Origin of the sequence: Pampinifervens navoyensis, from assembly GCF_046159715.1 — a bacterium.
Lineage (GTDB): Bacteria > Aquificota > Aquificia > Aquificales > Aquificaceae > Pampinifervens.
In genome coordinates, this window is record NZ_JBJXCT010000005.1 from 54,281 (window position 1) to 80,291 (window position 26,011).

Genomic DNA, 26,011 nt, shown 5'->3' on the forward strand with positions numbered 1-26,011 from the left:
CTTTGCCAGAAATGGCTTTGAGCTGTCCGAGGGGCAGGTTGAAAGCTTCAGGATTTACCTGAAAGAGCTAAAGAGGTGGAACAGGGTTCATAACCTTACCGCCATAAGAGAAGACAGAGAGATAGTCCTCAGGCACTTTTTGGATTCCCTTACACTGAGCCTGTGCTTTGAAGAGAAAGGCATAGAGGTTGACGGCCTTTCTGTGTGTGATGTGGGCAGTGGTGCCGGCTTTCCAGGAGTTCCACTGAAGATATACTATGGAGACAGAATAGAGCTTACCCTTGTGGAGGCTGTGGCAAAGAAGTGCTCCTTTCTGGAGTATCTGAAGACAAGGCTTGGTCTTGAATACAGAGTGTTCTGCAGGGAGGCTCAGAAACTACAGGAAAGTTTTGACCTTGTTGTATGCAGGGCTTTTGGTAAACTGGAGAATATAATGCCCCTTCTGGAAAGGCTATCCAGGAAATACATTATGGTGATGAGAGGGGCGGAGCCTGCTCATGGGTATGAGCACTGCAGAATAGAGCTTCCAGATATTAAAAGCTATATCCTTTTTCTTGCAAAGAGGAGATAGCCAGTGTGTGCAACCATGGTATCCTGAGGTCTCAGCCTTTCGGGATTTGCTTTGTAAGGTCTGTGAAGTATTTCTAAGACCTCAAGATTGCAGAATAAGCTTTGCATGACTCTCAGGAGAGCACCTACCTGATTGGCTGTAGGCAGAATGGCTGCAAGGGGGGCACCTGGCTTGAGAACCTTCCAGACCTTCTGCACGTACTGAACTGGGTCTTTAACATCCACAAAGACTGCGTCAAAAAACTCTTCTTCAAGCTCTGCAAGCATAAAGTCAAGGTTTTCAATCCTCACATTTTTACAGAGACCAAACCTTTCCCAGTTTTTCCTTGCAAGCCTGTAAAAGTCCTCCCTTACCTCATAAGCCCATACCTCACCGGCAAGCTGAGAAAAGACCGCAGTAGATGCACCACTTCCCACGCCAAACTCAAGAAGTCTCTTCTCCTCTGAGAGTCCTAGCCTGAAGGCTATGTAAAAGCTGTCCTTGGGATACACTATCTGAGTTTTTCTCTGAAAGCCAAGAAGTATTATGTCCTCAAGAGTAGGGGCAAGAAGGCAGAAGCCGTTAACTACCTCACCTGGGCTCTTTCCCAGAAGGTCTTCAAATCTCACGCTCTTTTCCCTGAAGCTCAGACTTAAGCCCTTTGTGAGAAGTCTCAGATACCTCCTCTCTTCGTGAACAAGTAGAACATAGTCGCCTTCCCTGAAGGTCATCTCAGCTCCAGTATGGCCCTTCCCAGATTATAAGATGCTACTGAGTATTTTAACGCATACTCGTAGTCTCCCACCCTGTAATTCTCTCTTGCAACCTGATAGAAAAGGAGCTGGTAGGCGTATAACTGAGGATGCTTTTTTGAATACTTTCCAGTTTCGTTTAGAAGCAAAGATGCTCTCCTCAGTCTCTTGCTGGCAACCACTCTGTCTTTTCCAAAGCCCTCAGGGAACCTTATGTTTTCAAGAGCCTGCAGTATCTTGTCCGCAGACCTTCCGGCTTTTCTGTCCCCTCTTTCGCAAGCCGCGTTTATCAGGCTTTCTGCTTCTCGCATCAGGTCCTCGTATATCATGTCCTCCTTGAGAGCAAGATACCTCACCCTTAGCAGTGGACATTCTTGAGCGTATACCTGAAAGAGCATAAAAAAAAGCAGTAGCCAGAACACGGTAGAGTTATTATAATATTAGCATAGGCATGGTGCTTGGTTTGCTGAGGGTAGAGCTCTTCTTCCCTGAAAATGGGTCTCTCAAGGAGAAAAGGCATCACCTCAGGTCCATAAAGGACAGGGTCAGGTCTTCTTTTAACGTATCCGTTGCAGAGGTGGACCATCATGACCTCTGGCAGAGGTCAAGTCTTGCCTTTGCATGCCTTGCCTTTGAAAGGTCTATAGCGGAGGATACTCTTATGGGAGTAAAGAAGCTTCTTGAAAGACACTACCCTGAATTCATAGTGGACTTGAAAACCGAGTATCTGAAGTTCTAAAAACCCATACTGGCATAGGAAACTATGGAATCTGTGGGCTCTTCGTAGTATGCCCTGTAGTCAAAAAGCTCACCCTTCTGAAGCCCTGCTTTTCTGAGCATGTGTGAAAAAACCAGGTTTGCATAATGTCCGTCTATACGAGTGGGGTTGTTGGTGCTCTTGAGCAGTTCAAAGGCATCCTCAGCCCTGATATCCTGCAAAAGTCCAAGGTATTCCCTGTCCCTGAAGGAGGGGTCATAGCTCTCTGGGTCTCCAAACTTTCTTCCCACGTGGCTCAGGTCAACGCTTGAGATAATGAGCGTATGTGGAAGTTCTCTGTCTACTATCCTGAGGAGGTTTTCTGCAAGCCCCTTCAAAAATTCCTTTTCACCGTAGGAGATAATCAGGGCTAACGCCTCTGCCTCTGGAAGGAGCATCTTTACATAAACTGATGCAAACTCTATGGAGTGTTCCTGCCTGTAAGAGAGAAGGTCATAGGTTATGTCAAAGTTGTAAAATTTCTGCAGTTTTTCAATGAGGTCTTTTCTCGTATGGAGAAGTCCGAAAGGGGTCTCCATATGTAAAGGCAGCGCAGAGAAGGGCATCTCGTGCCAGTAGTGAGATACACCCAGTATTATCACCAGTCTCTTATCAGCCCTGATCCTTCCGTAAGCTTCCCAGTAAGTTTCCTTTGCAACTCTTATGTCCATATGAGGCGCCATAAGACCCAGCATTTCCCTCTTTTCCCTTTCTCCTCCCGTTAGAAACCCTCTGCACTCTTCCATATCTGCAGGGTAGACCTCGCCCACATGGGACATTGGCCTTATACCTCTCCCGAAAATCTCCCTACGAAGAGAATCAACAGCCCTCCTGAATCCAACCCCATCCAGAAGTAGACTTCTTTCGAGAGTCTGTATAAACTCAAGAAGCTCCTGCTCGCTGATGAGCACGCCCGTCTGCCTGAAAAACTCAGCCCTTATGTCTGCAAGCTCCCTTGAGCCATCCATTAGGGAAAGCAGAAGCAGGGCATGGTAAGATACAAGAAGACCTCCGGATATACCCAGCGGGTCTCTCAGCCAGAAAGCTCCATCATGGGGAACAACTTCCAGTGCTCTGACTCTGGGCTTCATCCGAATATGAAAATCTCTTCTTCCCTGAACTTTCCGTCAAGCATTTCCCAGCTTCTGTAAGAAACCACCTTGCCCTTGCTCACAGAGAGTATTATGTATGAAAAGCCCTCAAAAGCCCTCTCTTCATCAAACTGAGAGGGCCTGTCTGGATGGTCCGGATGGGAATGGTAAACGCCAACTATCTCAAGTCCGAACTCTCTTGCCTTTTTCTCCGCCTTCAGGTAGTCCTGGGGTGCTATCTCATATCGGTCTTCCTTCCTGTCAGGGTTTGCGTTGGGTGTTTCAAAGGCACCGAAGACAGTTCGCATATCCCCCTCCACCTTACCAAGAAGAAGCCCACACGTCTCATAGGGATAGTCCCTCTCCGCCTGTGCTATTATCTTCTGCAGTGCGGAGCCCTTAATCCTGAGCATGCTCACACCATTGCATACTGGGTGAGAAGTTCTGCTATCTGAACCGCGTTGGTAGCCGCACCCTTTCGTATGTTGTCCGCCACAACCCATAGGGAAAGTCCTGGTTCAAAGACCATGTCCTTTCTTATTCTTCCCACAAAGACTTCATCCCTTCCTGCCACATCAACCGGTAAGGGGTATTCACCCTTCTCGGGGCTGTCCATGAGCACTACCCCCTTAGCCCCTCTGAGAATTTCCCTCGCAGCCTCTGGAGAAAGCTCGGACTTCAGCTTAAGGCTTACAGCCTCAGAGTGTCCGTAAAGGACTGGAACCCTCACGCAGGTTGCGGATACCCTTATATGAGGGTCATGGAGTATCTTTCTGGTTTCGTTGAGCATCTTGAGCTCTTCCTTCGTGTATCCGTTTTCCGTAAAGAGGTCTATCTGGGGCACCACGTTGAAGGCGATTCTCTTGGGCAGTGCCTTTGCTGGGGGGAGTTCTCTGCCTTCACACCATGCTCTGGTCTGTTCCTGAAGCTCCCTTATTGCCTTTGCACCTGCACCGGACACAGACTGATAGGTGGAGACCACAATAGCCTCAATGCCTGCCACATCGTATATGGGCTTGAGGGCAACCAGCATCTGTATGGTGGAGCAGTTGGGGTTGGCTATTATACCCCTGTGCTCCTTTATGTCATCAGGGTTTACCTCTGGCACCACAAGGGGCACATCCGGCTCAAGCCTCCATGCGGAAGAGTTGTCTATGACCACAGCACCGTCGGAGGCAAACCTCGGAGCATACTCCCTGCTTATGGAAGAGCCAGCAGAGAAAAGGGCTATATCTATCCCTCTGAAGTCTGACCTTTTGTTTAGAGCCTGAACCTTGAGCTTTTCACCCCTGAAGCTTAGCTCAAGCCCTTCAGACCTTTCTGAGGCAAAGAGCAGGAGCTCATCCACCGGAAAGTCCCGCTCTTCCAGAACCCTGAGAAAAGCCCTTCCTACCTCACCCGTGGCACCAACTACAGCTACCCTATATCCCATGAGTATAATTATAAGCCATGTTTTTAGTCTTTATCCTGCTTGCTCTCCTGAGCCTTCTGCCAAACCTCCACAGATATACCTTTAAGAACGAAGAGTCTCTACGCACGCAGATTGCCTTTGAGATGTGGCATTCCGGACATTACCTTCAGCCTACACTTTTTGGCGAGCCTTACTTTAACAAGCCCCCTCTTTTTAACTGGCTTATAGTTCTTTACTCCCATATAATCCCCTGGAGTGAGCTGACAGCTAGAGCTGTAAGCCTTACCTCCCTCACTCTCTTAACGCTGCTTGTGGGGGTTTTTTCCTACTACCTTTTCAAAAACATAAGGCTTTCCCTTCTCTCTTCCCTCATATTACTGACCTCTGGAAACATTCTTTTCTTTTACGGATATCTTGCGGAGATTGACATTACCTTCAGCCTTTTTGTTTTTCTCGGCATGTTTTTTCTCTACCTGTGGTGGGAAAGGGCTTCCTTTATGTTTGCCCTTTCTGCAGGTCTTGTTTTTGGTATCTCCTTTATGTTAAAGGGGCTGCCCGCCTACGCCTTTATGGGTATATCCATGATATCCTTTGCTCTCTACCGCAGGGATATAAGATACTTGATGGGAAAGGGGGCAATAGCCATATATCTTTTCTCTCTGATAGTCCCCGCCCTCTGGCTGGTTCAGCTTGCAGAGCCAGTGGAATACATAAAAAGCCTCTGGAGGGAGAGCTTTAGCAGAGTGGGGGGTGAGTTTTCACGGCTAAGCCACATGCTTTTCTACCCCCTGATAAACTTCAAAGACCTTCTTCCGTGGAGCCTTCTGTTCTTGCTTTCCCTGTGGTATGGCAGAAAGGAGCTCACCTTTCCCTCTCAGATCCAGCTTCTCACCCTCCTTTTCTTGCTTAACTACCTTCCATACTGGATATCCGACTCTTCAGGAAGATACATAATGCCCCTTTATCCGCTTCTGGCAATAATTTTTTCCTACTACACATACAGGGCACTCAGCTCTGAGCTATTTAAAAGACTTCTGCTCTTTACTCTGGTCTCTGTAATACTTCTCAGGCTTCTTTATGGAATTTTCTTCTTTCCCTACGCAGAGAATAGGGAGAGCTCAAGGAAGAGGATAGCAGAGAGTATGGCAGGATATGTAAGCATGAGAAGCTCCATAGCTTGCCAATGCCAGGAAGAAAAGTCAGTGTGTCTATACCTGGGCATATGGAAGGGTGAGCCTCTCAGGTTGCTCACAAAAACCAGGGACCCTGAATACTCCGTCACGTGCGGGGAGCATATGGGCATTCTTATTGCAGAATACAGGCTTAGGGGAAGGACCATAAGACTTGAAAAACTCAAACACTCTCTTTCGGCTGCGTTAAATTATTAAGACATGGACATTAAGCCGGAGCAGATATACAGCCTTGAAGATAGAGTGCTTGTGGACATAAGAAGTCCCTCTGAGTATGAGGAGTTTCACATACCGGGTGCTGTTAACCTGCCCCTCTTTGAAGATGAAGAAAAAAAGCTCATAGGGCTCGTATACAGAAGTGAAGGGGTGGAGAAGGCTAAAAATCTTGGATATGAGATAGCAGGCTCAAAGCTGGAAGTTCTATTAAGAAGGTTCAGGGAACTAAAGGAAAGGCACGGGCATGTGGTGGTCTACTGCTGGAGGGGTGGATTGAGAAGTCAGGAGCTTTGCAGGTTTCTCAGCTCAGTGGGCCTGGAAGTTCTCAGGCTGGCAGGAGGCTACAGGGCATACAGGGAGTTTATACTGAGGGATATGGAAAGGCTGTTAGAAAACAAGAAGTTTGTGGTGCTTACTGGCAGGACAGGGGTGGGGAAAACGCTCCTGTTGAGAAGACTGAAAAAGGATGGCTACCCTGTTATTGACCTTGAAGGGCTTGCAAAAGACAGAGGCTCAGCCTTCGGAAGGGTGGGCATAGGAGAAAGGGTCAGTCAGAAGATGTTTGATGCCCTGCTTTATGAGAGCCTTCGCAAGATTAGCTCAGACCTCATCTTCACCGAGGATGAGAGCAGAGTAATAGGCAACATACATCTTCCACAGGCTTTCTGGAAGAAGAAGGAAGAGGGCATATACGTAGAGGTTCATGCCTCACATGAAAGGAGAGTTAAAACCCTTGTGGAGGAGTATACCGGCTTTGATGGTTGGCAGGAAGAGGCAAGAAGGTCTCTTCTCAAGATAAGGAAATACCTTGGAGAGGGTAAATACTCAATAGCTCTCGAGATACTGGAAAAAAATATGGCAGAAGACCTTGCAGAGTTTCTCATAAGGGAATACTACGACAGAACTTACAAACTTCACAAAAATACCCTTTTCAGGCTTGATTGTAATGACTTGGAGAAGTGCTATGAGAATCTGAAGGAGCTATATTCATGCCTTCTTAAGGAAGGGGTAGCTCCTGAGCCTTGCAGGTAGCCTTCTGTTTCTAACCTGCACATGGACCTCAAGACCTTCAATCCTGAAGTCCACAGACACAAAGCACAGGGCTATGCCTTTCTGAAGATTTGGGGAGAAGGTGCCACTGCTCACATAACCTATTTCCCTGTCTTGGTAGAAAATTTTGTATCCTTCCCTTGGGACACCTCTCTGAAGAATTTCAAGACCAAAGAGCCTCCTTTCCACCCTCCTTCCGAGAAGTGCCTCTTTTCCGATGAAGTCCTTATTCAGGCTCACATACCTGTCAAGGTTCGCCTCAAAGGGGCTTATATCCTCAGAAATCTCGTGCCCGTAAAGGGGCATACCCGCCTCTATTCTCAAAACATCCCTTGCACCCAGCCCGCAGGGCATGCATTCCATAGATATCTCCATGAAGAGCTCTACCCCCTCCTTCAGGGGTGCATAGACTTCAAAACCGTCCTCTCCCGTGTAGCCCGTGCGTGATACTAGGGTGTTTCCAAAAAGCTGAAAGCTGTAGTATTTCATGTCCTTCACGGGAAAGTATCTGTCCAGCAGTGAAACTGCCTCAGGTCCCTGAAGGGCAAACTGCACCCACTCTTTGCTCATATCCTTTACAGAAAGACCATTTTCTTTCAACCATGCCACCACCTTCTCTCTGTTGCCTGCATTTACACACATAAAAAACTCCTCTTCGGAGAGCCTGTAGAAGGTTATATCCTCCTTTATTCCACCCTCAGGATTGAGAAAGAGATTGTAATGAACCTTTCCAACCTTTAACCCTTCTATGTTTCTGGAAGTCAGATACTGCAACTTGTCAAAGCCATCAAAAATCAACAGCCTTCCCATATGGGATATGTCAAAAAGACCACAGGAGTTTCTGACAGCTCTTGCCTCTTCTGCTATTGAGGTGTATTCCAGGGGCATCTCCCATCCTGCAAACTGGAAAAACCTTGCACCAAGGGCTCTGTGCTGAGAGTAGAGGGGTGTTCTCATATTAAAATTTTAGCCTATGCTCAACAGATACATTCTTCTCAACCACATGAAGACCTTTCTGCTCCTTCTTATGGTTCTCATGGGTATACTCTACGTCTATCTTGTAGGTGAGGTTCTGCTCCTTTTCAAGGACAAAAGCCCCGATGTTCTTCTCACTTATACGCTTAACTTTTTGCCTACGGCCTTCTTCTATTCAGGCGCTTTTGTGAATGCCCTTGCGCTGCTTGTGGCTTTCAGAAGACTTTTTCAGAAGAAAATAGACCTTCTCCTGCAGAGCTTTGGTATCTCACCTCTGAGATTTTTTCTCTGGGTTCTGCTTTTTTCCCTTTTTCTTTCATTTCTTAACCTTCTGGGCAGTTTTCAGCTATACCCGGAAAGTCAGAGAAAGCTCTTCAGCATAGAGAAGGAATACAGGAAGGCAAAAGAAACGGAAAGCGGAATAGTTAGAAATCTATGGCTTACAGAAGAAGAGAAGGGAGGGGTAAACTTTTACAACTTTGAACTTGTGGACCTTTCCACGGGTAAGGTGCACGGGTTCTATCTCCTCAAGGTTAGGGAAGGGTCCATAAGGCAGATGGTTACTGCCAGCGCAGGAAGATGGGAAGGTAAAAGACTGGAGTTTTCTCAGGCGAGCCTTAGGGACCTTGCCACTGGAGAGGAGAAGGTTCAAAAGTTTACCACTGACTTTCTTGAGCTTTCCCAGATAAGGCCACTCGCTGAAAAGCCAGAACACCTTTCCATAGGGGATGTTTTTATCCTGAGCCTTCTAGGCGAGAAAATAGGCATTAACTACAGACAGTATGCCTACGAACTGGCAAAAAGGGTGCTCACTTCCTTGCTTCCCCTCTCTATGAGTCTTATAGTTGGCTGGGTTTATATAAGATGGCGACAGCTAAGGCTTGGGCTCTTTGCCCTCCTTCTGTCTTTCTCCTCTCACTGGTTTTTTATAAATGCCATGAGGTCCATCATAGAGAATACGGACCTGAACCTTTACCTCACATACCTCATATACGTGCCCATACCTCTTGTGGCTTTAAAAGCACTTTACGATTTGGGAAAAGGCTTCAGGGTCTAAACTGGCACCACCCACAAGCAGTCCATCCACATCCTTCATTTTCATAAAGTCCACTGAGTTTTTGGGGTTGACGCTACCGCCGTAGAGAACCCTTGCCCTGTCAGAATGCTGGGGGTTTATCTGATAGAGCAGGTCTTTTATAAAGGCATGAACCAGCTGTGCATCCTCCGGGGTAGCGGGGTTTCCCGTGCCTATTGCCCACACGGGCTCGTAGGCTATATCTATGCTGTCCGTGTAGCCCTCAAGGCCAGAAAGGGCAAGCCTGACCTGAGCCTCCACCACCTTGAAGGTAAGCCCTGCCTCTCTCTCTTCAAGCCTTTCACCGACACAAAGCACAGGCCTTATGCCTGCCTTCAGGCAGGCAGTCAGCTTTCTGTTTATAAGCTCGTCAGACTCTCCAAATATCCACCTTCTCTCTGAATGTCCCACTATAACATAGGAGACTCCAAGTTCCCTAAGCATATCAAGAGAGACCTCACCTGTAAAGGCACCCTTAGGCTCATAATAGCAGTTCTGGGCGCCGAGCTTTATGTGGGTTTCTCTGAGCATATCCTGCGCCACGCAGAGGGAAGTAAAAGATGGACAGATAAGTATCTCCCTGTCTTTTATGTCTTCAACGAGGGGGATGAACTTCTTTAGATACTCCCCTGTTTGAGAGGGTGTGAGGTTCATCTTCCAGTTTGCTGCTATGAGCTTCATCACATAGATTATAGCAGAAAAAAGTAGGCGTAAGCCAGACCTATCCCTATTCTGTAAATACCGAAAGGAACAAAGGAATGTCTTGAGAGGAAGGCAAGAAGAGCTTTGACGCTCAGCAGGGCAAAAACAAAAGCGGTTAAAAAGCCTGCAGAGAGCACAAGCCAGTCCTGAGAGTGAAACTCTGAGTGGGATTTAAAAAGGTCGTAGGCGGTTGCTATGAGCATGGTGGGTGCTGCCAGGAGAAAGGAAAACTCGGCAGAGGCTTTTCTGTTAAGTCCCATGAACATACCGCCGATTATGGTTGAGGCAGAACGCGAAACTCCAGGCACCATGGCAAGGCTCTGGAAAAAGCCTATGGCGATGGCTCTCCTATAGCTGAGCTCTCTGGCATCCTGAAGGGTGCAGAAGTTCTCACAGAGCCTGTCTGCAAAGAGGAGAAAAATTCCACCAAGAACAAGGGCCACAACAACCACCACATCGTTTCCTATCAGCTGTTCTTTTATGAACCTGTAAAGGGTAAAGCCCAGGATTCCCGTGGGTAGAAAGGCAAGGGCTATCCTTTTCCACAGCTCGAAATCTGATACAAACCTTCTCCAGTAGATAAAGACAACAGCCAGTATGGAACCCAGTTGTATGGAAATTTCAAAGCTCTTGGTAAAGGTGTTGTGGGGCACTCCAAGGAGGTGGGCCGTAAGTATTAGATGTCCGGTGGAAGACACGGGGAGAAACTCTGTTAGCCCCTCTACCGCTCCCATGATGAGGGCCTGGTTTAGGTCCATCATAGCACCTCCGCATATATTCCCTTCAGGTAAAGGGTGTTTGGCATCTGAAGAATCCAGGGATGGTCAAGGTCCTGAAAGCTCTCAGCCACTATCCTGAGCTGCCTCTTTGTATCCTTCCCGGCAGATAGAAGGACCTCCAGCAAATGCTCTCTTGTTATATGAAAAGAGCAGGAGTATATGGCAAGGTATCCGCCAGGCTTTGTGATATGCAGACCTCTGACCAGAAGCTCCTTGTAGCCCCTGAGGGCATTGGGAACTGAGGCCCTGTTTTTTGCAAAGGAAGGGGGGTCTATCACCACAAGGTCAAACCTTCTACCCTCCTGATGGAATTTTCTGAGCAGGTCAAAGGCGTTAGCCTCTACCCACTCTATCCCTTCAAGTGCGTTGAGTTCTGCGTTTCTTCTGGCGACCTCAAGGGCAAGAGGAGAAAGGTCTACCCCTGTCACCTTCTCTGCGCCTGCCTTCTTCATGCTGAGGGCGAAACCACCTGTATGGCAGAAAACATCAAGACATTCGTCCCCAGGACGGACGAAGTTTCTTATGAGCCTTCTTGCCCACCTCTGGTCAAGGAAAAAGCCCGTTTTCTGCCCCTGCGGTATGTTTACTATGAACTTCAGGTCATGCTCCCATATGACTACCTCCTCCGGCACATGGCCGTATATAACACCGCCTCTTTCCCTGAAGCCCTCTACCGAAGCCACATAATCGCTCACCTTTTCATATATACCTTTTGGGCTGAGAAGCTCCAAAAGGGCGGGGATTACCCACTCTCTCAGCCTGTTCATACCGTAGGTGGTAAACTCCACCACCACATACTCTCCGTATACGTCCACCACAAGCCCCGGGAGGAGGTCGCCTTCTGAATGAACGAGCCTGAAGGCATTGCTGTCCAGGTAAAGTCTTTTCCTGTATTCAAGAGCCTGCTGGAGCCTTTTCTTTATAAGTTCTTCATTTATCGGCTCCTCCTTGTCAAAGGAGAGTATCCTTACACTTATGTTGGCAGAGGGATTTATGTAGCCATAGCCAAGGAACCTGCCTGCATAGTCTCTGACCACCACAAGGTCCCCTTTCTCTGGCTTCTTGGAATATCCTATTATCTCAGGTCTGTAAACCCAAGGGAAAAAGCCCTTTATCCTCTCCTCAACGCCAGGCTCCACCCTTACCTGTATCATTCGTAGGCTACCAGCATCCTCCTGGCTACTTCCCTGGCCTTTTCTTTCCCAACAAGCCTCTCGGCAAGCTTCAGACCAAACTCAAGGGCAGTGCCAGGTCCCTGACTGGTAACTATGTTTTCATCCTCCACCACTGACCTGTCTACGAAGTGAGCTGGCTTTATCTCTTCAACAAGGGAGGGATAGACGGTAGCCCTTTTCCCTTCCAGCACGCCAAACTTTGCCAGCGCGGTGGGTGCTGCACATATGGCACCTATCAGCTTTTTTTTCTCCTGCATATTTTTTATGAGCTTTTCTACCCTCTGGTCCTGCTTGAGCCTTTCCACACCACCCGCACCGCCGGGGAGTATGATTAGGTCAAGTTCATCAGGGTTGAGGCTGTCAACGGTTGTGTCGGGAACTATTTTTATGTTTCTTGCACTGGGCACTGGCTCGGGTGTGAGTCCCGCAATTATCACTTCCACGCCTGCACGCCTGAGCACGTCAATGGGTGCAACCGCTTCCACTTCTTCAAAGCCTTCTGCAAGGATTATGGCTACCTTTGGCATGTCAAAACCTCCTTACTTTATTATCTCCCTCTCCCTTACCCTCGGGTCTATGATAGCAAGAAGTATATCCGCAATAAGGTTTCCTATAAGCAACATTATAGTGCCAATGTATAGCCCACCCATAACAAGGAAAAGGTCCTGAGAAAGCACTGCATCCAGCATAAGAGTTCCAAGCCCAGGCCAGCCAACTATTATTTCAATCAGAGCTGCGCCCGAGAGAAGTCCTGCCACTTCGTAACCTATGAGAGTGGTAAAGGGATTCATGGCATTCTTGAAAATATGCTTTGTGATAGTCCACTGGGAAACAGCTTTTGCTCTGAGCATAACCACCATGGGGCTGTTCTTTATCTCTATTACACTGCTTCTCATGAGCCTTACAAGCCCGGCTGAAGACACAAGGGTCAGGGTTAGAACAGGCACAAACATATGAGAAGCCAGGTCAACCACCTTCCCCCAGAGACTTAGCTTGTGAAAGTCAGGGCTGTAGGGACCACCCACGGGTAATTGTCCTGTCTTGGATACTATTACAAGAACAATGAAGGCAAGGAAAAAGGAAGGAAGGGACATGAAGGTATAACTGTAAGCCCTTATTATCCTGTCAGAGAGCTTTCCCTCTCTTAGCCCGGCCAGCATACCGAGGGGGACAGCGATTAGCCAGGAGAAAATGGTGGAAGTTACCGTTAGCAGAAGAGTGTTCCATACCCTTTCACCTATTAGCTGGCTTACGGGAGCGTGGTACTGAAAGCTGTATCCAAGGTCAAACTTCAGGGCGGATATGAGCCACTTTATGTATTGCATGAAGACATTCTGGTCAAGTCCATACTGCCTTTTCAGGGCTTCTATGGTCTCGGGGGATATTTGAGGGTTTAGCTTTAGCTGGTCAAGGTAATCTCCGGGTGCCAGCTTGATGATAAGAAAAGACAGAAAGGTAACACCCAGCAGGGTAAGGAATGCCTGAAATATCCTGTAGGAGAGAAACCACAACATCAGAAGTAGTTGGCTATAAAGTGCCTGACTTCTGAGAAGTATCTTTCTATCTCTTCTCTGTGCTTGTTCTTTACATACCTGATGAGCTTGTAGTCATCCCAGTATCCCAGGAAGGGTATTCTGTCCCTTATAGAGTCTCTGTCCTCTATAAAATAGAGCAGTGCAGCAATAAAATCTTTCCTTGCTTCTTCTTTAAGGTCAAACTCCTCATCGGAGAGAATCCTGAAAAGGAGTTTTGCATCAAGTATGAGGTTTCTCACATATTCCATGGTTGGTGGCACGCGCCTGAGCTTTTCTTCAAGAAGGCTTCTCAGCTCCCTTGTGCCTGTTTCCCTGTGGTATTTCCTGAGCTTTTCTTCCATAGAACTTTTATTATAGCATTACTTTAGAGCAAAAACTGTCTTGAGAAGCTCTACAAAGGCAGGGTTAAGAAGTGTTAAACCGACCACCACAAGACCTATAAGGACTTTGAGGAGAAGTTCCACTCTGTCTATTCTCCGCCCAAGGTCAGATTCCACTTTGTTTATCCTATTTGTTAAATCTGCCTCCACCTTATCTATTATTTTCTCCAGCTCCAGTCTTAAAGACCTCATCTCTCCGTAAAACTCTTCTTTAGTAACAAGTTCCTTTTTGAGTTCATCCTTTATCTCTGCTTTTAGGAGAGGTTTTTGCTCCTTTACCTTCTCCTCAATGACCTTCAGACTTTCCTCAAGCACCTTTACAACTTTGTCTGCCTTTTCCTTTCCCAGTTCCTCTTCAAGGATCCTGTAGACCTCGTAGCTCACCGCCATGATTTTAAATTATAGCTCAACATCCAGCCTGTAAAAGCTATCCCTTCTAAACTCTTCCCTCTCACCAGGAAAGTCTCTCCTGTAATGCACGCCTCTGCTCTCTTCTCTCCACAGGGCTGAGTTGAGGGTTGCAAGGGCCACAAGGCTTATGTCAAGGAGCTGTCTGTTTTCCACGCTCCTTTCCCAGTTTTTCCAGCCCTCCAGCCATGTTCTGAGTTTTTCTATTGCCTCCCTGAGGCTTCCCTCCTCTCTCTCAAGACCACAGCTCTCCCAAATGAGCCTTCTGAGCTCTTCAAAGTTGTATGGGGGTTTCTGCCTCCCTTCCTTCTGAGAGGTGAAATCTGCATAAGAGGGTTTTAGAAATTCAAGGTCGTGGAATACTCTGTAGGCGGTTCTGTATCCGAAGACCACACCCTCAAGAAGAGAGTTAGAAGCAAGCCTGTTAGCTCCATGAACACCGGTGCAGGCACATTCACCCACCGCGTAAAGTCCGGGGAAAGTGGTTCTTCCATAAGAGTCCACTTCTATACCACCTATAAAGTAGTGAGCAGCCGGCGTTATGGGTATGGGCTGGATGTCCGGGTCATAGCCCCTCTCTTTCAGCATTGAATATATGGTAGGAAACCTCTGGGACAGGTTCATGCCCCTTTCCTTCAATGGTCTCATATCAAGGAACACCTCATCCCCCTCTCTGAGCTTCCTGTATATTGCCCTCGCCACCACGTCTCTGGGCTGGAGTTCATCAACGAACCTTTCTCCCTTCTGGTCCACAAGCACAGCACCCTCACCCCTTACCGCCTCAGATATGAGTATGTTTGTGTTCCTTACTACAGTAGGATGGAACTGAACAAACTCGGCGTTCAGGAGTGTTAACCCTTTCCTAAGGGCAATCCCCATTGCATCACCCCTTACTTTCACGGGGTTTGAAGTATGCAGAAACATGCTGGCTGCACCGCCTGTTGCCAGAACTAGGGCGGATGTCTTTATGAGCTTTAAATTCCCCTCATAGTAAAGAATCCCCTCCACCTTATCCTCACCCAGAACCTCTTGAAGCTCACCCATGATAACCCTTATGCCCATATCCCTGACCTTCTTCAGGAGAGCATCGTATATGGCCTTTCCTGTATAGTCTTTAACTTTGTAGACCCTCGGGAAGGAGTGTCCACCCTCTATGGTGGTATCCTCGTCAAAGGTAACACCCCATCTTCTGAGGTCTGCAAGCCTTTGAATACCCTCATCTACGAGAACCCTGAGCGTATCCTCCCTGCAAAGGCCTCTGCCCGCCCTCTGGGTATCAAGCATGTGAAGGTATGGGCTGTCCTGCGGGTGCACGGCACATGCTATGCCCCCCTGAGAGTAGTAAGTGTTTCCTATGCCCCTTGTGAGAATCAGGGGCTCAACGCCAAGCTCTTTGAGCACTATGGCGGTTGTGAGCCCTCCTATGCCACTCCCGCATACCACCACAGAGGCAGTCTCAGGGGGAAGCTTTGAGGTATCAAAGCTAAGAAAATACGCCATGCTTTCTGTATACTTCCACTATTAGGTCGGCAAGCCTTTTGGGGTCATGCCTGACAAAGTCCTCCTTCTCACCTATAAGGTCTTCCGCATAGACCTCTATTCCCTCCCTTGCTATCCTCGCTATGTCTGGAATAACAGGCTCCTGCCTCTGTGCCATGTATCTTCTCAGCACCTGGTCAGAAGGCATCTTGGTGTTTACCAAGGCCACATCTACCTTCTCAATGCCTGTGTATTCTCTAAAGGCCCTTATGTGGTCATAGGCAGTAAAGCCGTCCGTTTCACCGGGCTGGGTCATGGCGTTGACCACAAAGACCTTTAGAGCAGGAGAATGAAGGACTGCCTCTCTTATATCAGATATGAGCAGGTTGGGGATTATGCTGGTATAAAGGCTCCCCGGACCAAAGACCACCATGTCAGCAGATTCTATTTTTGCTACTGCATCTATGGGAGCCTTTACACCCTGAGGCTCTATCCATATCTTTTTGAGCCTGACGCCATCGGACTTTCCATATTCGGTTATTTCTTCCTCACCACAGAGCATTCTGCCGTCGCTAAACTCTGCACAGAGCTGAACGCTTTCAAGGGTTGCGGGTATTATCTCTCCCCTAGTCCTGAGTATCTGAGAGGCTATGTTTACCGCATGCATAAAACTGCCCGTTATCTCTGTGAGGGCAACAAGAAAAAGGTTTCCAAAGGCATGTCCATCAAGCTCTCCACCCCTGAACCTAAACTGAAAAAGTTCCCTTATTATCTCTTCACTTTCTGACAGAGCCACTATACAGTTTCTTATGTCCCCAGGAGCTGGCACGTTGTAGAGTTTTCTGAGCCTTCCGGTGCTCCCACCGCTGTCTGCCACAGTAACTATGGCGGAAAGGTCCTCTATTTCCCTGCCCACCTTTTCCTTGAGACCTCTCAGAAGGGTGGAAAGCCCCGTTCCTCCTCCTACGGCTACAAGCCTCATACCTACCTCCTTGAAATCTTCACAGGTCTGAAATATTTTAAACCATTATGGTAAAGCTGAACTTAAAGGAAATATTCAAGACCAGGAACAGGTTTTCGCAGAGCTACCTTTTCAAACCTGAGGATATAAAACTGCCTCCGGACCTCGGCGAGATAAGGGAGCCCATTAGCCTGTACGTGGAAATAACAAAGGAAAGGGGTGGATACAGGGTATACATGGAGATTGAAGGATATGTGGTGCTTGAGTGCAGCCGGTGCCTTACCATATACCAAAAGGATATTGGCAGAAGTGAGTCTATAAGAATAGAGCCATATCCCACCAGAGATGTGCTTTATCTGAAGCCCTCAGAGCTTGAAGTATCCTTTTTTGAAGATGAGGAGGCCTTTGACCTTACACAGCTACTCAGGGAGCAGATAATCCTCAGTATACCCACAAAGCCCTTGTGCAGCCCCGACTGCATGGCCGGTTTTCAGGAACAGCTTGAAAGCAGAGTTACAACGCTCGGTGACCTTCTTAAGAAGAGCAATATGTTATAATACAATCTTCACTATACCTTACGGAGGCTGTGAAATGGCGGTTCCAAAGAGAAAGACTTCAAAATGGAGAAGAGACCAGAGAAGGGCCCAGAATTTCTTCTCTAAGTTGAAGAGTGGGTCGCTCGCAAACTGCCCCAACTGCGGTGAGCTAATGATGCCCCACAGAGCATGCCCTTACTGCGGATACTACAAGGGTAGAGAAGTTCTCAAGACTTCATGACAAGAATAGCGGTTGACTGTATGGGGGGGGACTATGCCCCAGAGGAGATAGTAAAAGGCTGTATTCTTGCATACAGAGAGCTGGGCCTTGAAAGTGTGCTTGTGGGTGATGAGGAGAAAATAAGGCGTGTGCTCGAGAGGGAAAAGTTTGATAGTCTTGAGATAGTGCATGCACCTGATTTGGTGCAGATGCATGAACCACCCTCCAATGTGCTTAAAAAGAAGCTCTCTTCTCTCTTTGTGGCCGGTAAGCTGGTAAGAGAGGGTCTTGCGGATGGGCTTGTATCAGCAGGAAATACAGGTGCAGTTCTTACTGTAGGTAAGTTCGTTATTGGTTCTATTGAGGAACTGGAGCGTCCTGCCATAGGGGTTGCCCTTCCGAACCCTAAGGGGAAAACGGTCCTTATTGACGTGGGTGCTAATGTGGATTGCAAGCCAAAGCATCTTCTCCACTTTGCAGTCATAGGACACACCTACGCCGAGGAGATACTTGGTATAAAAAACCCCAGGGTGGGTATTCTCAGCATAGGAGAAGAAGAGGGCAAGGGCAATGAGCTGGTAAAGGAAACATACCCCCTTCTGAAGGCGAGCAGACTTAACTTTCTGGGCAATGCAGAAGGCAGGGACATATACGCAGGCACCTTTGATGTGATAGTGTGCGACGGCTTTGTGGGTAATGTTATACTCAAGGCAAGTGAGAGCCTTGGTTTTGCAGTGCTTCAGATGATAAAGGAAGAGGTGCAGAAAAGCCTCCTGGCAAAGCTGGGAGCAGTGCTTATGAAGCCTGCTCTCAACAACTTCAGGAAAAAGGCAGACTTCGCGGAGTATGGAGGCATACCCCTCCTGGGGGCTAAAAAGCCAGTCATAATAACCCACGGAAGGGCAAACGCAAAGGCCATAAGAAACGCCATAAGGGTTGCAAACGAATTTCTGACACATCACTTCAACGAAAGGCTTTCAGAGAACCTGAAAAATTTACTCCCACAAGAGGTAAAAGTCTGATGGGATTGACTATAAAGGGTATGGGCGACTATACGCCTCAGGAAGTGCTGACCAACTTTGACCTTGAAAAGCTTGTGGACACCTCCGACGACTGGATAACCACAAGGACTGGCATAAAAGAAAGGAGAATAGCAAAGTCCGAGACCCTGACTGAAATGGCTTACAGGGCAAGCCTTCAGGCACTTGAAGAAGCCGGTGTAAATCCAGAGGAGCTTGATGTAATAATTCTTGCAACCCTCACGCCTGACCTTGGCTTTCCCGCCAGCGCCTGTCTCCTGCAGGCAAGGCTCGGAGCTAGCAGGGCTTACGCCTTTGATATATCTGCAGCCTGCAGTGGCTTTCTCTACGGTCTTGAGATAGCAAACTCTATGATTTCATCCGGAAAGGCAAAGCACATACTCCTTGTGGGTGCAGAAAAGCTCTCTCAGATAGTGGACTGGACGGACAGGTCTACCTGTGTTCTCTTTGGCGATGGTGCAGGTGCAGTGCTTCTGAGTTCTGAAGGTGATGGTGAGCTTCTCTCTTCTGTGATGCGTTCCGACGGAAATTACTGGGAAATCCTTTATGCGGAGAGGTGTGGCTACATTAAGATGAAGGGAAAGGAGCTCTTTAAGCTGGCGGTGCGTTCCATGGCGGAGGTATGTGAAGAGGTCCTCCAGAGGGCTGGGGTTTCCATAGAAGAGGTGAGCCTTCTTGTGCCACATCAGGCAAACATAAGAATCGTGCAGGCTCTTGCCGAAAGACTGGGAGTGCCCACAGAGAAGGTATACTCCAATATACATAAATACGGAAACACAAGCGCCGCCTCCATTCCCATAGCTCTGCGTGAGGCATACAGAGAAGGAAGATTGAAGAAGGGCGACCTTGTTCTCCTGACTGCCATGGGCGGAGGGCTCACATGGGGAGCAAGCCTTCTGAGGTTCTGACTTGCGGTTTGATGCCATAGTTGTAGGCGGCGGTCCTGCCGGGGCCTCCTCCGCATACCACCTTTCCAGAAAGGGGCTGAAGGTCCTTCTCATTGAGAAAGAAAACCTCCCCAGGTTCAAACTCTGCGCAGGCTGTATTTCTGCGAGAGCCATTAGACTTCTGCCTGATGGATACCAGAGGTTGATACTTAACACCATAAGAGCCGGAAGGCTTGGATTCAGGGGCCTTGAGGAGACAAGAGCGGAGGCAGAAGGGGCTGTGGCCCACATAGTGGACAGAAGGGACTTTGACCACTTCCTGGTCTCAAAGGCTCTGGAGGCTGGTGCGGAGCTCCTCCGTGCAGAGTTTCTCGGCTTTGAGAGAGAGGATGAAGGCTACAGAGTATACACCTCATGGGGAACTTTTGAGGCAGACCTTCTTGTGGGTGCAGATGGCTTTTATTCAAAGGTGGCAAAGCTCTTGGGATACAGAAAAAAGAAATTTTTCAGAAGTCTTGAGCTCTTCACTGACGGGGACATGGAAGATGAAGTGCTGATTGAGACGGGGTATGTGGGAAGGTGATACCTCTGGGTTTTTCCTCATGGAGATGGCATAAGCCTCGGAGTCGCAAGCACCGGCAGGGAAGACCTGCTGAGAATTCTCAAGGATTACTCTGAAAAAAAGGGTATAAAATTCCACCATCCCAGGGGATGGCACATACCCTTTGTGGAAAGAGATGAAGACCTCCATGCAGGCAGAGAGAGGATACTGCTTGTGGGAGACGCCGCAAACATGACTGACCCACTTCTTGGCGAGGGAATATACTATGCCCTCTGGGGAGGTAAGCTCCTTGCGGAGGCAATAGTGGAAAACCCTTCGGAACCCGTAGGGGCCTACAGAAAAAGGCTGAGGCCCCTTGTGCAGGAGCTCGTGTATGCAGGAAGGATTGCAAGGCTTGCCTATGCCTTTCAGAGTATATCCTACAGAATGGGTAAGGATTTTGCTCTCAAGAGTTTTTATAAACTTCTGACAGGGGAGAAGAGCTACAGAGACCTTTACTGGAGAGGGTTGCCGGGCTTTCTAAAACACTTGACTAAGGCCTGGCTAGGAGGTATAATGAAGCCCCATGAGGGTGGTAATAGGGGCAGTGCTTCTGAACGTGGGACTTTCACTGGCAAACGCTGATGGAATTGTTCTAACCGCTCTGACCTACATGGAAAGACCCTATCAATTCGGTGCCAACGAGCTATACAGGATGGACTGCTCTGCCTTTGTTCAGAGAGTCTTTGAAGTAAACGGTATAAAGTTGCCAAGAAGCACTGCGGAACAGGCAAAGGTAGGAGTGCAGGTAGAACGGGACAGGCTAAGACCGGGAGACCTTCTCTTTTTCACCACCTACAGACCTGGACCATCCCATGTGGGCATATATTTGGGAAATGGTAGATTTGTGCATGCCAGCGAAAAGACAGGTATAACAGTAAGCAGAATTGATGAAACATACTGGCAGAGAAGGTTCCTCTTCGCAAGGAGGCTGGAACATAGCGCCAATGATTACGCAAGGCTTGAAGGAAGGCAAACAGCTCGCACCATAACCCCAGAGGGCGATGAGATTGGAGACCTCATCTTCATACTTTCTAACCGTTAATATACCTTCTTATCAGGCGCTCCCAGTTCTGCAGGGAATTAAGGTGGGCGTAGATTACTTTGAGATATCCCTTTTCTGAAAGCCATCTGAGGGTATCCCCAGAAAGTTCAAAAAGTCTTTTCTCATCCACCATGTTAAAGGAGACCTCTACCCCCTCATAGCTAACCCTCCCGCCCACCACAAGCCCAAGGTCAAAAAGAAGGTTGATAAACTCCTCTGTCTGAGCCTTACCCTCCTCAAGTTTGAGAGAGTAAACATAGAAACCCTGCTCAAAGCAGGAGTTTATCAGCTGACCCTCCCAGATGGGTTCTCCTTCCAGTTCAGAGAAGCCAGGGCAGGTAAGGTCAAGGGCAAGATAGCCTCCACTTATGAAAAAAGGATACTGCCTGCATGTGTAGGGCTTTTCCTCCTCTAGAAGACAGCCAACACCATCCTTTAGATATATACAGCCCTTCCAGTCTTCCTTTAGCCTGAAGTATGCACAAAAAAGCCTCTGCTCCTTGCCCTCCTGGTCTACTTCTATGTTTATGACCACTGGAAAATGTCTTGAGAGGGATACAACTTCCTCAAGAACTACAAAAGTTCTATCAGGAATAAGGCAACAGCTGTGGGGGCATGCACCTTTGAGACATGACCACTTGAGGTTTATGTGTTTTTCTTGGTCAAGAAGTATGGTATTGGAGAAGAGCTTCATCCACCCATTATCTCCTTTTCCTTAGCCTCTGCGAGCTGGTTTATCTCATCTATGTGTTTGTCAGTGAGCTTTTGTAGCTTTTCCAGAGCCCTCTTTATCTCATCCTCAGATACTCCCTCCAGCTCTTCAAGCATATCCTTCGCATCCCTCCTTATGTTCCTTACGGCTACCCTTGCCTCCTCCGCCATTTTATGGAGCATCTTGACAAGCTCTTTCCTTCTCTCCTGTGTAAGGGGCGGAAGTGTTATCCTGAGCACATTGCCCTGCCTCTGGGGAGTGAGGCTGAGGCTTTCCATTATTGCTTTCTCTACGCTTGACACGGCGTTTGCATCCCACAACTGGACGGTTATCTGGTTCACATCAGTTATACTTATACTTCCAAGCTGTTTCAGTGGAACTCTTGAGCCGTAATAATCAACTTTGAGCTCCTCCACCAGAGAGGTGCTTGCCCTACCAGTTCTCAGACCAGCTATTTCATTCTTAAAGTAGCTCACCGCCTTTTTCATGTCTTCTTCGACGCTCTTAAAAATATCCTCTATCATGCTCTAACCTCCTCTCGTGTATTCTTCTATCCTCCTCTTTGCAAGCTCCACATAGTCAGGGTTTATCTCATATCCCACATAGAACCTTTCACACATAAGACTTGCTATGGCGGTCTGTCCACTACCCATGAAGGGGTCAAGCACCACATCACCTTTAAAGGTGTATAGCTGAATGAGCCTGTAGGGAAGCTCAATGGGAAAAGGTGCAGGGTGTCCCACCCTTTTTGCGCTCTCACTTTTCATATACCACACGCTTCTCGTAAAACTCAAAAACTCTTCTCTGCTTATGGTGTTTTCTCCTGTAGTTTTTCTCTCAAAGAAGCCCTTTGAAAAGATAAGAATATATTCGTGCTCATCCCTTATCACAGGGTTTTTTGCACTAAGCCATGTGCCCCATGCAGTTGAAGGAGCTCCTCCCCCCTGTTTTACCCATATTATCTCACCCCGCATCAAAAAACCTATATCAAGCATATCCTGAATTATGTATGCGTGCAGAGGAATGTATGGTTTTCTACCGAGGTTTGCCACATTTATACACGCCCGCCCACCAGGAACAAGCACTCTATAAACCTCTTTCCAGACTCTTTTTAGAAAATCCCTGTATTCCTCAAGGCTCATATCCATGTCGTAATCCTTACCCACATTGTAGGGCGGAGAGGTTACCATGAGGTGGATGCTACTATCGGGGACTTCTGTTATGCTTTCAGAAGACTTACAGAAAATAGCGTTTTTTAATTCCTCCGGAAATGGATTTTCTACCTCCTTCTGCTTGCTTTCTAGATGCCCACTAAAATCAGTATATAGTCTTCTATTGTAAAAACTTGCCGAGTCGTGAGCTATCCTTCCAGCAGAGCCGAAGGAACTTGTCTTTGTGCCTCTTCTTAATCTTCTGCCCATATCTCTATCCAACGCGTATAAGGATTATAGTTAAGTTCTCCTTCTATTTTCCAGTCTATACTTATTTTAAACGGTGTTTTTTCTACACATGTTCTCAATGCATTAGCACTTATTTCTATGCCCCTTGGGTTCGTTCCCTGCTTCGGTAGTTTTATATATCCTTCTCTTCCAAGTTCCTCAAATACGGAATTTTGAATACTTAATGGTATATAAGCAAAAAATCCACTAAATCCCCAATTTATCTGCACAAAAAGAATATCTGAAGACGGGAGATAGCTGTTGTAAAATTCATTGACCTTATCCCAATCAACAGTCCACTTTAACTTAACACCTGAAAATCCTTTACCAGTCTTAGTTTTTATAGATATAGGGTTTGCGTGCCCCTCTATCTTAACATCCGCCTCTGCCTCATTTACTGGCATGTCATACAGAACCTTATCTTCGCCAAACCTGTATATAAGAAAAGCTATTATAGCCCTTTCTCTGAGCGTCCCAACCTCCATACCAGTGTGTCCGCCTCTGGACAGTTCTAACTCTGCTATCTTGAAGATGTAGGGCAATTTCTCTTTCAATTTCTTCACCGATGATTCCTCTTTAAATATCTGTGCCAAAAGGTCACCCATCCCTACCTCACCAGTGACCCCACCTTCTCCCCCATAATAGCCCTCAGAAGATTGCCCGGCTTTTTTATGTTTAGCACGAGTATGGGTAGCCTGTTCTCCCTGCACAGGGTCATGGCGGTATGGTCCATAACCTTAAGTCCCATGTTTATAGCCTGGAGGTAGCTTATCTCCTGTATGAACTCGGCATTGGGATTTTTAAGGGGGTCTTCCGTGTATATGCCGTCCACCTTAGTGGCCTTTATGAAAAGGTCCGCACCTATCTCCACCGCCCTGAGAGCGCCCGCAGTATCTGTGGAGAAAAAGGGGTTGCCCGTGCCTGCGGCGAATATTACAATTCTTCCCTTCTCCAGGTGCCGGATTGCCCTTCTCCTTATGTAAGGCTCTGCCACCTGTCTCATCTCTATGGCGGATAGAACCCTTGTGGGCAGACCTGTGAGCCTCTCAAGGGCAGATTGCAGGGCAAGGGCGTTTATCACCGTTGCCAGCATGCCCATGTAGTCACCCGTTGCCCTGTCTATACCTATCTCAAGACCCTCCACACCCCTGAATATGTTTCCACCGCCTATAACTATGGCCGTCTGAACACCTGCATCTACAAGGCTTTTTATCTCACCGCTTATATACTGCAAAAACCTCGGGTCTATACCAAATTCCTGTTCTCCAGCAAAGGCCTCACCAGACAGCTTTAGCAGCACCCTTCTGTATGCAGGTGCTTCCTCCATCAGGCACCACCCACCTCAAACCTCACAAACCTCTTTATATCTACCCCAGTTCCACTTTCCTTTATATACTGACCCACTGTCTTCTTCTCTTCCCTTATGAAAGCCTGCTCTAAAAGCACCTTTTCCTGATAGAACTTTTTGAGCCTTCCTTCCACCACCTTTTCTATTATGTTTTCCGGCTTTCCTTCCTGCCTTGCCTGCTCTGTAAGTATCCTCCTCTCTCTCTCAAGGGCTTCTGGGTCAACGCCTTCTATGCTCACAAACTCGGGCTTCATGGCTGCAATCTGGAGCGCCACATCCTGAACAACCCTGAGAACCTGCTCGCTTAACTCCGGTGCTTTGTAGTCTATGAGGACACCCACCTTTCCTATGCCATGCACGTAGGCGTGCACAAAGCCATCTGTATCGTATCTTACAAACCTTCTGAGCTGTATGTTTTCACCTATCTTGGCTATGGCAGATTTTATGAGGTCTGCTACTGTTGTGCTCCTGTCCTGACTGTATGCCTGAGTGGCTATGTCCTCACCAGTTCCAGCCCTGTTGGAGTTTTCCGGGTCAAGAGCTATATGCTTGGCAATGTTCAGGGCAAGCTCCACAAAGTGCTCGTTCTTAGCTACAAAGTCCGTCTCACAGTTGAGCTCTATGAGCACTCCAGTTTTTCTATCTTCAGAGACATAGGCGTAAACTATACCTTCCTTTGTTTCCCTCCCTGCCTTTTTGTCTGCCTTTGCAAGCCCCCTTATTCTGAGTATCTCCTTTGCCTTTTCCATATCGCCACCAGCTTCCTCAAGGGCTTTTTTACATTCCAGCATACCAGCCCCAGTCATTTCTCTCAGGGTTTTTACCATCTCGGCGGTTATCATCCTCATTCCTCCTCTGCACCTTTGTCAATGTATTCGTATTTCTCAGACATCTCCATAGCTTTCTCAAAGAGCACCTTCTCCTCCTCTTCTACTGCAATAACCCTTCTCTTTGGCACTTCCACAGCAGCTTCTCCGAGGCTTTCCCTTCTCTGTTTACCTTCTATAACCGCATCAGCTATCTTTGAGGTGAGAAGCTTTATGGATTTTATGGCGTCATCGTTCCCTGGCACGGGATAATCTATGAGGTCCGGGTCACAGTTGGAGTCTGCTATGGCAACCACTGTCACTCCCAGTTTTTTCGCCTCCTGGACTGCTATGGCTTCACGGACTGTGTCCACAACCCAGATTATGCTGGGAGGCCTTTCCATGTTCACTATGCCACCGTAGAGCTTCCTGAGCCTTTCCATCTTCCTCTTTAGCTCTCTTACCTCCTTTTTGGGAAGCACATCAAAAACACCTTCAGCCTCCATCCTCTCAAGGGTGTGGAGCTTCAGAATACTCTTACGAACAGTTCTGAAATTGGTCAGAAGTCCGCCCACCCACCTTTCGTTCACATAGGGCACACCAGCCCTCTCTGCCTCTTCCTTTATAACATCCTTTGCCTGCTTTTTTGTGCCCACGAAGAGCACATCAGCTCCCTGTGCCACGTTGTCCGCTATAAAGTGGTATGCCTGCTCAAGGAATACCACCGTCTTGTTGAGGTCCACAATGTGTATGCCGTTGCGGACGCCATAGAGGTATGGTGCCATTTTGGGGTTCCAACGGCCCCTTGAGTGTCCAAAGTGGACACCCGCCTCTAAAAGGTCTCTCATAGAAACTACTGCCATTTTCTCCTCCTTGGGTTTTGCCACCCTT

General features: G+C 47.8%; 34 protein-coding genes. 12 read left to right on the top strand and 22 right to left on the bottom strand.

The window, feature by feature from the left end; translation table 11 throughout:
* Positions 1-22: 22 nt before the first annotated feature.
* Positions 23-571, top strand: coding sequence for a 16S rRNA (guanine(527)-N(7))-methyltransferase RsmG (rsmG, locus tag ACKRDP_RS05120; RefSeq protein ID WP_409153774.1), 549 nt, complete (start codon positions 23-25; stop codon positions 569-571).
* On the opposite strand, the gene ACKRDP_RS05125 is transcribed toward rsmG, so the two are convergent.
* Entirely contained in the window at positions 541-1,281 is a 741-nt protein-coding gene (locus ACKRDP_RS05125; RefSeq protein ID WP_409153680.1) for a tRNA (adenine-N1)-methyltransferase, read from the bottom strand. The two genes, rsmG and ACKRDP_RS05125, sit on opposite strands and share 31 nt — an antisense overlap.
* Positions 1,278-1,700 carry a hypothetical protein gene (locus ACKRDP_RS05130; RefSeq protein WP_409153681.1) on the bottom strand — a complete coding sequence of 141 codons (423 nt, stop codon included), beginning with the start codon at positions 1,698-1,700 and terminating at the stop codon, positions 1,278-1,280. Before ACKRDP_RS05130 ends, ACKRDP_RS05125 begins: the two co-directional genes overlap by 4 nt.
* 53 nt (positions 1,701-1,753) lie before the next feature.
* Between ACKRDP_RS05130 and ACKRDP_RS05135 the strand changes: the two genes are divergently transcribed.
* Positions 1,754-2,041 (top strand): DUF503 domain-containing protein, encoded by a 288-nt coding sequence (locus tag ACKRDP_RS05135; RefSeq protein ID WP_409153682.1) that lies wholly within the window; start codon positions 1,754-1,756, stop codon positions 2,039-2,041.
* Here the strand turns inward: ACKRDP_RS05135 and amrB are convergent.
* The 3 genes from amrB to asd are packed head-to-tail and all read right to left on the bottom strand — an operon-like array spanning position 2,038 to position 4,582.
* On the bottom strand, positions 2,038-3,150 hold the full coding sequence (gene amrB / locus ACKRDP_RS05140) for an AmmeMemoRadiSam system protein B (protein ID WP_409153683.1): 1,113 nt from the start codon (positions 3,148-3,150) through the stop codon (positions 2,038-2,040). The two genes, ACKRDP_RS05135 and amrB, sit on opposite strands and share 4 nt — an antisense overlap.
* Positions 3,147-3,563 (bottom strand): M67 family metallopeptidase, encoded by a 417-nt coding sequence (locus ACKRDP_RS05145; protein WP_409153684.1) that lies wholly within the window; start codon positions 3,561-3,563, stop codon positions 3,147-3,149. The genes amrB and ACKRDP_RS05145 overlap by 4 nt, the downstream gene beginning before the upstream one ends.
* Positions 3,564-3,565: 2 nt before the next feature.
* Positions 3,566-4,582 (bottom strand): aspartate-semialdehyde dehydrogenase, encoded by a 1,017-nt coding sequence (gene asd / locus ACKRDP_RS05150; RefSeq protein ID WP_409153685.1) that lies wholly within the window; start codon positions 4,580-4,582, stop codon positions 3,566-3,568.
* Positions 4,583-4,599: 17 nt separating this feature from the next.
* Between asd and ACKRDP_RS05155 the strand changes: the two genes are divergently transcribed.
* Positions 4,600-5,949, top strand: a complete 1,350-nt coding sequence (locus ACKRDP_RS05155) for an ArnT family glycosyltransferase (protein WP_409153686.1) — start codon at positions 4,600-4,602, stop codon at positions 5,947-5,949.
* Between the two features lie 3 nt (positions 5,950-5,952).
* Positions 5,953-6,999, top strand: coding sequence for a tRNA 2-selenouridine(34) synthase MnmH (gene mnmH, locus ACKRDP_RS05160; RefSeq protein ID WP_409153687.1), 1,047 nt, complete (start codon positions 5,953-5,955; stop codon positions 6,997-6,999).
* On the opposite strand, the gene gcvT is transcribed toward mnmH, so the two are convergent.
* Positions 6,955-7,974 (bottom strand): glycine cleavage system aminomethyltransferase GcvT, encoded by a 1,020-nt coding sequence (gene gcvT / locus ACKRDP_RS05165; protein WP_409153689.1) that lies wholly within the window; start codon positions 7,972-7,974, stop codon positions 6,955-6,957. The genes mnmH and gcvT overlap by 45 nt on opposite strands.
* Positions 7,975-7,990: 16 nt before the next feature.
* Between gcvT and ACKRDP_RS05170 the strand changes: the two genes are divergently transcribed.
* Complete coding sequence (locus ACKRDP_RS05170) at positions 7,991-9,049, top strand: LptF/LptG family permease (protein ID WP_409153690.1); 1,059 nt, start codon at positions 7,991-7,993, stop codon at positions 9,047-9,049.
* On the opposite strand, the gene tpiA is transcribed toward ACKRDP_RS05170, so the two are convergent.
* Genes tpiA through ACKRDP_RS05215 form a run of 9 tightly spaced genes read right to left on the bottom strand, consistent with a single transcriptional unit; the run spans position 9,008 to position 16,507 of the window.
* Positions 9,008-9,748, bottom strand: a complete 741-nt coding sequence (gene tpiA / locus ACKRDP_RS05175) for a triose-phosphate isomerase (RefSeq protein ID WP_409153691.1) — start codon at positions 9,746-9,748, stop codon at positions 9,008-9,010. The genes ACKRDP_RS05170 and tpiA overlap by 42 nt on opposite strands.
* Positions 9,749-9,756: 8 nt before the next feature.
* Entirely contained in the window at positions 9,757-10,527 is a 771-nt protein-coding gene (locus tag ACKRDP_RS05180) for an undecaprenyl-diphosphate phosphatase (protein WP_409153692.1), read from the bottom strand.
* Positions 10,527-11,702 (bottom strand): class I SAM-dependent rRNA methyltransferase, encoded by a 1,176-nt coding sequence (locus ACKRDP_RS05185; protein ID WP_409153693.1) that lies wholly within the window; start codon positions 11,700-11,702, stop codon positions 10,527-10,529. Before ACKRDP_RS05185 ends, ACKRDP_RS05180 begins: the two co-directional genes overlap by 1 nt.
* A complete protein-coding gene (locus tag ACKRDP_RS05190; RefSeq protein ID WP_409153694.1) occupies positions 11,699-12,250 on the bottom strand; it encodes a DJ-1 family glyoxalase III in 552 nt (183 codons plus the stop codon). Before ACKRDP_RS05190 ends, ACKRDP_RS05185 begins: the two co-directional genes overlap by 4 nt.
* 12 nt (positions 12,251-12,262) lie before the next feature.
* A complete protein-coding gene (locus ACKRDP_RS05195) occupies positions 12,263-13,237 on the bottom strand; it encodes an ABC transporter permease (RefSeq protein ID WP_409153695.1) in 975 nt (324 codons plus the stop codon).
* Positions 13,237-13,599 carry a YkvA family protein gene (locus tag ACKRDP_RS05200; RefSeq protein WP_409153697.1) on the bottom strand — a complete coding sequence of 121 codons (363 nt, stop codon included), beginning with the start codon at positions 13,597-13,599 and terminating at the stop codon, positions 13,237-13,239. Before ACKRDP_RS05200 ends, ACKRDP_RS05195 begins: the two co-directional genes overlap by 1 nt.
* Before the next feature lie 18 nt (positions 13,600-13,617).
* Positions 13,618-14,028, bottom strand: a complete 411-nt coding sequence (locus tag ACKRDP_RS05205; RefSeq protein WP_409153698.1) for a hypothetical protein — start codon at positions 14,026-14,028, stop codon at positions 13,618-13,620.
* A gap of 9 nt (positions 14,029-14,037) precedes the next feature.
* Complete coding sequence (locus tag ACKRDP_RS05210) at positions 14,038-15,546, bottom strand: L-aspartate oxidase (RefSeq protein WP_409153699.1); 1,509 nt, start codon at positions 15,544-15,546, stop codon at positions 14,038-14,040.
* Positions 15,530-16,507, bottom strand: coding sequence for a gluconeogenesis factor YvcK family protein (locus tag ACKRDP_RS05215; protein ID WP_409153701.1), 978 nt, complete (start codon positions 16,505-16,507; stop codon positions 15,530-15,532). Before ACKRDP_RS05215 ends, ACKRDP_RS05210 begins: the two co-directional genes overlap by 17 nt.
* 47 nt (positions 16,508-16,554) lie before the next feature.
* On the opposite strand from ACKRDP_RS05215, the gene ACKRDP_RS05220 reads away from it, so the two are divergent.
* From ACKRDP_RS05220 to ACKRDP_RS05250, 7 genes are all read left to right on the top strand, one after another.
* Entirely contained in the window at positions 16,555-17,043 is a 489-nt protein-coding gene (locus tag ACKRDP_RS05220) for a YceD family protein (protein ID WP_409153703.1), read from the top strand.
* 34 nt (positions 17,044-17,077) lie between these two features.
* Positions 17,078-17,263, top strand: coding sequence for a 50S ribosomal protein L32 (rpmF, locus tag ACKRDP_RS05225; protein WP_409153705.1), 186 nt, complete (start codon positions 17,078-17,080; stop codon positions 17,261-17,263).
* Complete coding sequence (plsX, locus tag ACKRDP_RS05230; protein ID WP_409153706.1) at positions 17,260-18,264, top strand: phosphate acyltransferase PlsX; 1,005 nt, start codon at positions 17,260-17,262, stop codon at positions 18,262-18,264. The genes rpmF and plsX overlap by 4 nt, the downstream gene beginning before the upstream one ends.
* Entirely contained in the window at positions 18,264-19,190 is a 927-nt protein-coding gene (locus ACKRDP_RS05235) for a beta-ketoacyl-ACP synthase III (RefSeq protein WP_409153708.1), read from the top strand. The genes plsX and ACKRDP_RS05235 overlap by 1 nt, the downstream gene beginning before the upstream one ends.
* 1 nt (position 19,191) lies before the next feature.
* Positions 19,192-19,752 carry an FAD-dependent oxidoreductase gene (locus tag ACKRDP_RS05240; RefSeq protein ID WP_409153709.1) on the top strand — a complete coding sequence of 187 codons (561 nt, stop codon included), beginning with the start codon at positions 19,192-19,194 and terminating at the stop codon, positions 19,750-19,752.
* A gap of 144 nt (positions 19,753-19,896) precedes the next feature.
* Positions 19,897-20,355, top strand: a complete 459-nt coding sequence (locus ACKRDP_RS05245) for an NAD(P)/FAD-dependent oxidoreductase (RefSeq protein ID WP_409153710.1) — start codon at positions 19,897-19,899, stop codon at positions 20,353-20,355.
* Positions 20,297-20,815, top strand: a complete 519-nt coding sequence (locus tag ACKRDP_RS05250) for a C40 family peptidase (protein ID WP_409153711.1) — start codon at positions 20,297-20,299, stop codon at positions 20,813-20,815. The genes ACKRDP_RS05245 and ACKRDP_RS05250 overlap by 59 nt, the downstream gene beginning before the upstream one ends.
* Here ACKRDP_RS05250 and ACKRDP_RS05255 read toward each other — a convergent pair.
* The 7 genes from ACKRDP_RS05255 to rpsB are packed head-to-tail and all read right to left on the bottom strand — an operon-like array spanning position 20,805 to position 25,983.
* The gene (locus tag ACKRDP_RS05255) at positions 20,805-21,509 is read right to left on the bottom strand and encodes a SapC family protein (protein ID WP_409153713.1); all 705 of its coding nucleotides are present in this window, start codon (positions 21,507-21,509) and stop codon (positions 20,805-20,807) included. The genes ACKRDP_RS05250 and ACKRDP_RS05255 overlap by 11 nt on opposite strands.
* Positions 21,506-22,051: a ribosome recycling factor gene (gene frr / locus ACKRDP_RS05260; protein ID WP_409153714.1), complete on the bottom strand. Its 546-nt coding sequence runs from the start codon at positions 22,049-22,051 to the stop codon at positions 21,506-21,508. The genes ACKRDP_RS05255 and frr overlap by 4 nt, the downstream gene beginning before the upstream one ends.
* A 3-nt stretch (positions 22,052-22,054) precedes the next feature.
* On the bottom strand, positions 22,055-22,948 hold the full coding sequence (locus tag ACKRDP_RS05265) for a DNA-methyltransferase (RefSeq protein WP_409153715.1): 894 nt from the start codon (positions 22,946-22,948) through the stop codon (positions 22,055-22,057).
* Positions 22,933-23,571: a ThaI family type II restriction endonuclease gene (locus tag ACKRDP_RS05270; protein ID WP_409153717.1), complete on the bottom strand. Its 639-nt coding sequence runs from the start codon at positions 23,569-23,571 to the stop codon at positions 22,933-22,935. Before ACKRDP_RS05270 ends, ACKRDP_RS05265 begins: the two co-directional genes overlap by 16 nt.
* A gap of 2 nt (positions 23,572-23,573) precedes the next feature.
* Positions 23,574-24,293: a UMP kinase gene (pyrH, locus tag ACKRDP_RS05275; protein WP_409153718.1), complete on the bottom strand. Its 720-nt coding sequence runs from the start codon at positions 24,291-24,293 to the stop codon at positions 23,574-23,576.
* Positions 24,293-25,162 (bottom strand): translation elongation factor Ts, encoded by an 870-nt coding sequence (tsf, locus tag ACKRDP_RS05280; RefSeq protein ID WP_409153719.1) that lies wholly within the window; start codon positions 25,160-25,162, stop codon positions 24,293-24,295. The genes pyrH and tsf overlap by 1 nt, the downstream gene beginning before the upstream one ends.
* Positions 25,159-25,983, bottom strand: a complete 825-nt coding sequence (rpsB, locus tag ACKRDP_RS05285; protein ID WP_409153720.1) for a 30S ribosomal protein S2 — start codon at positions 25,981-25,983, stop codon at positions 25,159-25,161. The genes tsf and rpsB overlap by 4 nt, the downstream gene beginning before the upstream one ends.
* Positions 25,984-26,011 lie beyond the last annotated feature (28 nt).

Coding starts and splice junctions, on each gene's coding strand:
- ACKRDP_RS05200 (WP_409153697.1), bottom strand. CDS start 13,599: ATGGAAGAAAAGCTCAGGAAATACCACAGGGAAACAGGCACAAGGGAG.
- ACKRDP_RS05155 (WP_409153686.1), top strand. CDS start 4,600: ATGTTTTTAGTCTTTATCCTGCTTGCTCTCCTGAGCCTTCTGCCAAAC.
- ACKRDP_RS05130 (WP_409153681.1), bottom strand. CDS start 1,700: ATGCTCTTTCAGGTATACGCTCAAGAATGTCCACTGCTAAGGGTGAGG.
- rpsB (WP_409153720.1), bottom strand. CDS start 25,983: ATGGCAGTAGTTTCTATGAGAGACCTTTTAGAGGCGGGTGTCCACTTT.
- ACKRDP_RS05205 (WP_409153698.1), bottom strand. CDS start 14,028: ATGGCGGTGAGCTACGAGGTCTACAGGATCCTTGAAGAGGAACTGGGA.
- rpmF (WP_409153705.1), top strand. CDS start 17,078: ATGGCGGTTCCAAAGAGAAAGACTTCAAAATGGAGAAGAGACCAGAGA.
- ACKRDP_RS05220 (WP_409153703.1), top strand. CDS start 16,555: ATGGTAAAGCTGAACTTAAAGGAAATATTCAAGACCAGGAACAGGTTT.
- asd (WP_409153685.1), bottom strand. CDS start 4,582: ATGGGATATAGGGTAGCTGTAGTTGGTGCCACGGGTGAGGTAGGAAGG.
- ACKRDP_RS05170 (WP_409153690.1), top strand. CDS start 7,991: ATGCTCAACAGATACATTCTTCTCAACCACATGAAGACCTTTCTGCTC.
- ACKRDP_RS05190 (WP_409153694.1), bottom strand. CDS start 12,250: ATGCCAAAGGTAGCCATAATCCTTGCAGAAGGCTTTGAAGAAGTGGAA.
- ACKRDP_RS05135 (WP_409153682.1), top strand. CDS start 1,754: ATGGTGCTTGGTTTGCTGAGGGTAGAGCTCTTCTTCCCTGAAAATGGG.
- ACKRDP_RS05215 (WP_409153701.1), bottom strand. CDS start 16,507: ATGAGGCTTGTAGCCGTAGGAGGAGGAACGGGGCTTTCCACCCTTCTG.
- ACKRDP_RS05145 (WP_409153684.1), bottom strand. CDS start 3,563: ATGCTCAGGATTAAGGGCTCCGCACTGCAGAAGATAATAGCACAGGCG.
- ACKRDP_RS05270 (WP_409153717.1), bottom strand. CDS start 23,571: ATGGGTGACCTTTTGGCACAGATATTTAAAGAGGAATCATCGGTGAAG.
- plsX (WP_409153706.1), top strand. CDS start 17,260: ATGACAAGAATAGCGGTTGACTGTATGGGGGGGGACTATGCCCCAGAG.
- amrB (WP_409153683.1), bottom strand. CDS start 3,150: ATGAAGCCCAGAGTCAGAGCACTGGAAGTTGTTCCCCATGATGGAGCT.
- ACKRDP_RS05255 (WP_409153713.1), bottom strand. CDS start 21,509: ATGAAGCTCTTCTCCAATACCATACTTCTTGACCAAGAAAAACACATA.
- ACKRDP_RS05210 (WP_409153699.1), bottom strand. CDS start 15,546: ATGGCGTATTTTCTTAGCTTTGATACCTCAAAGCTTCCCCCTGAGACT.
- ACKRDP_RS05195 (WP_409153695.1), bottom strand. CDS start 13,237: ATGTTGTGGTTTCTCTCCTACAGGATATTTCAGGCATTCCTTACCCTG.
- frr (WP_409153714.1), bottom strand. CDS start 22,051: ATGATAGAGGATATTTTTAAGAGCGTCGAAGAAGACATGAAAAAGGCG.
- ACKRDP_RS05265 (WP_409153715.1), bottom strand. CDS start 22,948: ATGGGCAGAAGATTAAGAAGAGGCACAAAGACAAGTTCCTTCGGCTCT.
- gcvT (WP_409153689.1), bottom strand. CDS start 7,974: ATGAGAACACCCCTCTACTCTCAGCACAGAGCCCTTGGTGCAAGGTTT.
- ACKRDP_RS05185 (WP_409153693.1), bottom strand. CDS start 11,702: ATGATACAGGTAAGGGTGGAGCCTGGCGTTGAGGAGAGGATAAAGGGC.
- pyrH (WP_409153718.1), bottom strand. CDS start 24,293: ATGGAGGAAGCACCTGCATACAGAAGGGTGCTGCTAAAGCTGTCTGGT.
- ACKRDP_RS05235 (WP_409153708.1), top strand. CDS start 18,264: ATGGGATTGACTATAAAGGGTATGGGCGACTATACGCCTCAGGAAGTG.
- tsf (WP_409153719.1), bottom strand. CDS start 25,162: ATGAGGATGATAACCGCCGAGATGGTAAAAACCCTGAGAGAAATGACT.
- mnmH (WP_409153687.1), top strand. CDS start 5,953: ATGGACATTAAGCCGGAGCAGATATACAGCCTTGAAGATAGAGTGCTT.
- tpiA (WP_409153691.1), bottom strand. CDS start 9,748: ATGAAGCTCATAGCAGCAAACTGGAAGATGAACCTCACACCCTCTCAA.
- ACKRDP_RS05125 (WP_409153680.1), bottom strand. CDS start 1,281: ATGACCTTCAGGGAAGGCGACTATGTTCTACTTGTTCACGAAGAGAGG.
- ACKRDP_RS05180 (WP_409153692.1), bottom strand. CDS start 10,527: ATGGACCTAAACCAGGCCCTCATCATGGGAGCGGTAGAGGGGCTAACA.
- ACKRDP_RS05250 (WP_409153711.1), top strand. CDS start 20,297: ATGAGGGTGGTAATAGGGGCAGTGCTTCTGAACGTGGGACTTTCACTG.